The organism is Streptomyces sp. NPDC020884 (assembly GCF_044333935.1).
GTDB lineage: Bacteria > Actinomycetota > Actinomycetes > Streptomycetales > Streptomycetaceae > Streptomyces.
In genome coordinates, this window is record NZ_JBIRRY010000022.1 from 1 (window position 1) to 5,633 (window position 5,633).

A 5,633-nucleotide genomic window follows, 5' to 3' on the forward strand; every position below is an offset into this window, starting at 1 on the left:
CACCCTCACCCAGACCCCCCTCCCCGCCACCCTCCTCTTCGACCACCCCACCCCCACCCAACTCACCACCTACATCCACACCCAACTCACCACCGCAGACGAGACGGACCTCGTCCTGGAGAGCCTGGACACGCTCGAAACGGCACTCCGCTCGGTGCCCGACGACACCGAGACCCGGGACCTCGTGGCCAAGCGCCTCAGGGCGTTGCTCGACCGGTGGACCGAGTCCGGTGATCCCGTGACCGACCGCGGGCACGAGGACATCGCCTCGGCGTCCGCCGAGGACGTCATGGCCTTCATCGACCAGGAGCTCGGCCGCGCCCGCGACTGACGTCCGGCGGTACAACACTTCGGCGGCGGCCCGGTGAAAACCGGACCGCCGCCGAAGTGTTGTGCGGATGCTCGCGGGGCACCGGTCTCCCGGTGCCCCGCGGCTCCTACTGCGCCCTGGTGCGGGCCGCGAGACGGACCAGATCCGCCACGTCCATCACGTCGATCGACTCCTTGGACTCCTTCGAGGCCTCCGGCTGTCCCGCGTCGCCCGGTGCGTGCTGCTCCTCGGGCGCGTCCGTCAGCCGGAGCAGGGACGTGAGCAGACCGGAGCCGCGCAGCCGGTCCAGCGGGATGGTGGCGAGGAGTTCGCGGACCTTCCGCGTCTCCTCGTCCTGCGCCTGCGCCTGCCCCTGCGCCGGTTCGTTCAGGACGAGCTGTTCCACGAGGTGGAGCGCCAGCGCTTCCGGAGTGGGGTAGTCGAAGGCGATCGCACCCGGCAGCCGCAGGCCCGTGACGGTGCTGAGCCGGTTGCGCAGTTCCACGGCGGTGAGGGAGTCCAGGCCGAGGTCCTTGAGTTTGGCGTCGGTCGTGACCCCGCCGTGGGACGTGCGGCCGAGGACCGTCGCCACTTCCGCGCGCACGACGTTCAGCACGGTGTCGTGCCGTTCGGGTTCCGGCATCGCGGCGAGTCCGTCCGTCCAGGCATCGGGCCTGGCGGCCGAGGCCCGGCTGACTTGCCGGGGCGGGGTGCCGACGAGAGCACGCCACATCGTCGGCAGTTCAGCGTTCCTGGCCCGTTCGCGGAGCCCCGCCATGTCGACGGCCATGGGCAGGAGCAGGGCCCGGTCCATGCGCTGGGTGGTGGTGAACAGCTCCAGGCCCTGTGCCTGGGTGAGGGCGCGGATGCCGTCGCGGCTCAGGCGCGCCTGGTTGGTGTGCTCCATCCCGGCGCCCAGACCGGCGGACTCGTCCCACAGCCCCCAGGCCAGCGACGTGGCGGTGAGGCCCGCGGACCGCCGGTACTGCGCCAGCGCATCGAGATAGGCGTTGGCCGAGGCGTAGTTGGCCTGACCCGCTCCGCCCGCGATGCCCGCCATGGAGGAGAAGAGCACGAACCGGGCGGGCTGTGCGTCCTGCGTCAGCTCGTGGAGGTTCCACGCGGCGTCCACCTTCGGCCGCAGCACCCGGCTCAGCCGTTCCGGTGTGAGGGATGCGATGACGCCGTCGTCCAGGACGCCTGCGGCATGGATCACCGTGCTCAGCGGGTGAGCGGACGGGATGTCCGCCAGCACGCGCTCCAGGGCCACTCGATCGGCGGCGTCACAGGCGACGACGCGCGCCGTGGCGCCCGCGTCCGCCAGTTCGGCGACCAGCGCCGCCGCACCCTCGGAGTGCGGGCCGCGTCGGGAGAGCAGCAGCAGGTGGCGCACGCCGTGCCGGGAGACCAGGTGGCGGGCGAGCGCCGAGCCCAGTGCCCCCGTCCCTCCGGTGATCAAGGTGGTGCCTTCCGGGTCGGGTACGGCCGGCACGCTCAGTACGACCTTCCCCACGTGCTTGGCCTGGGCCAGGTGCCGGAAGGCTTCCACGGCGTCCGCGACCGGCCAGGTCCGCACCGGAGGCGGAGTGAGAACGCCCTCCTCGAACAGGGAGAGGAGGTCCGCGAACATCTCGCGGATGCGGTCGTGACCGGCGGACTGGAAGAGGTCGAACGCCTGGTACCGGACGCCGGGGTGGTCGGCCGCGACGGCTTCCGCGTCACGGATGTCGCTCTTGCCCATCTCGACGAAACGGCCGCCGCGGGGGAGGAGCCGCAAGGACGCGTCCACGAATTCACCGGCGAGGGAGTCGAGGACGACGTCGACCCCGGCCCCGCCGGTGACCTCGCGGAACGCGGACTCGAACCCGGTGGTGCGGGACGAGGCGATCCGGTCGTCGGCCAGCCCCATCGCCGACAGCGTGTCCCACTTGGCGGGGCTCGCCGTGCCGAAGACCTCGGCACCCAGATGCCGGGCCAGCTGCGTGGCGGCCATGCCCACGCCGCCCGCCGCGGCGTGGATGAGCACGGACTCGCCGCGCCGCAACCCCGCCAGGTCCACGAGCCCGTAGTACGCCGTCAGGTAGACCACCGGAACGGATGCCGCCTGCGCGTGCGTCCAGGACCGCGGCTTGCGGACTAGCAGCCGCCGGTCCGATACGGCGACCGGACCGAACGCCCCGTCGAAGATGCCCATGACGGCGTCCCCCGGCGCGAGGTCACTTACGGCGGAACCGACCTCCGTGACGACCCCCGAGGCCTCGCTGCCCATCCGGCCCTCCCCGGGGTAGACCCCGAGGGAGAGCAGCACGTCCCTGAAGTTCACACCGGCGGCGCGCACGGAGACCCTGACCTCGTTCGGCTCCAAGGCGGCGGACACCTCGGGGGCGTCGACGGCCTTGACGTTCTCGATGCTTCCGCGCTTCTCCACGTCCAGCCGCCAGGGGCCCGTTTCGTCGGCCCCCAGTCCTGCCCGCTCCTCCGTCACGGTGGCGAGGCGGGGTGTGTGGGCGGTGCCGGCCCGGATGGCGGTCTGGGCGGTGGTGTTGTTCTGGTTGAGGAGGGTGGGGAGGAGGTGGTGGGAGTGGGGGTCGTGGTCGGTGTCGATGAGGTGGATGCGGCCGGGGTTCTCGCTCTGTGCGCTGCGGATGAGGCCCCATACGGCTGCCGCGGTCAGGTCGGTGATGTCTTCGTCTCGGCTGGTGGCGACGGCCCCGTCAGTGAGGACGAGGAGGCGGGTGTGGGCGAGGCCTTCGTCGGCGAGCCAGTCCTGGACGGTACGCAGGACCTGCGCCGTCCTCTCGTGCACCGCGGCAGGACCCGTACCCGGCGCGGGCGCGTAGACGAGGACCGGCGGCGCGGAGGGCCCGGAGAGCTCGGAGAGGCCGCTGACGACCACCTCGGTCCCGGCAGCGGTGAGCTGCCGCGCCAGGCCGTCCGTGGGTCCGCTGCCGGGGGCTTCGAGCAGCGCCCACCGGACCGGCGCGCCGGCCGCCGCGGGTACGGACTCCTCGGCCCACTCCAGTGCGTAGAGCGAATCGGCCGCGGGGGCGGGACTCAGGCCCTGCGCGGTCATCAGGCGCGAGGAGAGGCGGCCGACGCTCAGTACGGGACGGCCGTCCGTGCCCGAGGCCGAGATCGACCAGCTGTCCTCCTCGTCCCGGGCAGGGGTGATGGTGACGCGCAGGGCGGTGGCGCCCGACGAGTGCACGTGGACGTCGCTCCAGGAGAAGGGCACCGGAGTCTGCCCGCCGCGATCGGGGCCGGCGGCGATCACCGCGTGCAGGGCGGCGTCGAGGAGGGCGGGATGGACGGTGTAGTCGTCGGTGGAGGGCCGGGGGAGGGCGACCTCGGCGTGGAGGGTGTCGTGCTGCTTCCAGAGACGGGTCAGGCCCTGGAAGTGCGGGCCGTAGGTGAAGCCGTCCCGGTCCAGGTCCTCGTAGACGTCGGTGATGTCCACCGGCCGGGCGCCGGCGGGGGGCCACACCGACGGAGCGGGGGCGACGGCTGCGGCAGGCGCGGCGCTGAGCACACCGGTGGCGTGGCGGATCCACCCGGACCGCACCCCCGGGCCGGACTCGGTCCGGGCGTGGACGGTCAGCTCACGGTTCCCGGACTCCTGCGGCGTGCCCACGGACACCTGGAGCTGGACCGCTCCTTCCCGCGGGACGACGAGCGGAGCCAGCAGCGTCAGTTCGTCGAGGGTCGGGCAGCCGACCGCGTCGCCGGCCCGGACGGCCAGCTCCACGAAGGCGGTTCCCGGCAGCAGTACGTTGTCCAGCACCTGGTGATCGGCCAGCCAAGGGTGTGCGGCCAGGGACAGCCTGCCGGTGAGCAGCCGGCCCTCGGAGTCGGCGAGCTCCACCGCCGCTCCGAGCAGCGGATGGTCCGCGGGGGTGAGCCCGGCCGAGGACACGTCCGTGCGTGAGGTGTCGTTGTCCAGCCAGAACCGCTGCCGTTGGAAGGGATAGGTGGGCAGGTCCACCAGGCGGCCGCCCCGATGCGCGTACAGGACCCGCCAGTCGACGTCCGCGCCGTGGACGTGGAGTTCGGCCAGCGCGGTGAAGAGGGTCGCCGTCTCCGAACGACCGGAACGCAGTGCGGGAGCGAGGACATGACCGGCGTCGGCGTCGTCGGACTCGTCGGCGATGCTCTGCCTGGCCAGGGCGGTCAGTACGGCATCGGGTCCGAGCTCCAGCCAGCCGGTGACGCCTGCACCGCTGAGCGCCCGTACCGCGTCCGCGAAGCGCACGGGCTCGCGTATGTGACGCACCCAGAACTCCGGATCCGTCACCTCGGGGGAAAGCCCCGCGAGAGCGGGCGCGTTGAGGGTGAGGCGTTGGACTACGCGGCGGAAATCGTCCAGCATCGGTTCCATTTGCGGAGAGTGGAAGGCGTGGCTCACGGTGAGCCGTTTGGTGCGCAGGCCCGCGGTCCGCCAGCCCTCGGCCAGCGTCAGCACCGTCTTCTCGTCGCCGGAGACCACCACCGAAGCGGGGCCGTTGACCGCGGCGATGCTCACCCGGTCCTCGAGTCCCGCCAGTGCCGCGAGGGCTGTCGCCTCGTCCGTTTCCACGGCGACCATGGCGCCGCCCCGGGGCAGCGACTGCATCAGACGGCCCCGGGCCTCCACCAGGGCGCAGGCGTCCTCCAGCGACAGCACCCCGGCCACGTGAGCGGCGGCTATCTCGCCCACGGAGTGCCCGGTCACAGCCTGCGGGCGCAGGCCCAGCCACTCCACCAGGCGGTACAGCGAGACCTCGACCGCGAAGATCGTGGGCTGGGCGAATCCGGTCAGGTCCAGGTGTCCGTCCGGCTCCCCGAAGACGAGGTCCTGGAGCGGCAGTCCCGTCAACTGGGCTATCCGGTCGAAGGATTCGGCGAAGACCGGGAACGCCTCGTACAACTCCCTCCCCATTCCGGCGTGCTGGGAGCCCTGCCCGGTGAACAGCACCGCCGTGCTCCTGGACGAGGCCGCCCCACGGACCACGGTGTCGCCCAGGACGACGGCCCGGTGTTCGAGCAGGGTGCGGGAGGCCAGGGAGAAGCCCACGTCGAGCGGGTCCGTCCGGGGAGCGGACGCCACGTGCGCCCGCACCGCTGAGAGGTGGTCGTCCAGTGCCTCCGCGCTCCGCGCCGACAACACCCACGGCACCGGCCCGGAGGAGGGCTGCTCGGCGGGTTGGTGCTCGGCTGCGTCGGGGGTGTGGGGGGTGGGTTCTTCGAGGATGAGGTGGGCGTTCGTGCCGCTGACGCCGAACGAGGAGACGGCGGCACGCCGGGGACGGCCCGCGTCGGGCCAGTCACGGGCCTGGTCGAGGAGGCG

General features: G+C 72.5%; 2 protein-coding genes. One reads left to right on the forward strand and one right to left on the reverse strand.

Annotated elements, in window-relative coordinates:
- Nucleotides 1–331 (forward strand): acyl carrier protein (locus ACH4UK_RS36880; protein WP_398363620.1); only part of this gene is annotated, 331 nt, incomplete at its 5' end.
- Between the two features lie 106 nt (nt 332–437).
- Here ACH4UK_RS36880 and ACH4UK_RS36885 read toward each other — a convergent pair.
- A partial coding sequence (locus ACH4UK_RS36885) for an SDR family NAD(P)-dependent oxidoreductase (protein WP_398363622.1) occupies nt 438–5,633 on the reverse strand: 5,196 nt, incomplete at its 5' end.